Here is a 244-nt window from a genome sequence, read left to right as displayed (position 1 = left end):
AACATTTAGCATTAATCTAATAATTTGTTCCTAATTTAAAAACGCTAGGCGTAACTTACAATACAGGTGAAGCAAACTCTGTTTCAAGTGTTGCTGAGTTAAAAGTGGCAGCCGCTGAAATGGGTATTAAAATTATTGAATCTGCAGCAGCAAAATCTGCTGACGTAATGATTGCAACAAAACAATTGGTCGGCAAAGTACATGCTATCTATTGTCCAATTGATAACACTATTATTAGTGCTGT

The 244-nt window shown here is 34.8% G+C and carries 1 pseudogene; it reads left to right on the top strand.

Annotated features, from left to right (window positions below):
* Positions 1–38 precede the first annotated feature (38 nt).
* A pseudogene (locus V6255_RS19385) lies at positions 39–244 on the top strand (ABC transporter substrate binding protein); the annotation flags it as partial.

It is taken from the genome of Psychromonas arctica (assembly GCF_038155225.1).
Taxonomy (GTDB): Bacteria; Pseudomonadota; Gammaproteobacteria; order Enterobacterales; family Psychromonadaceae; genus Psychromonas; species Psychromonas arctica_B.
This window is presented reverse-complemented; position numbering and strand designations above follow the sequence as displayed.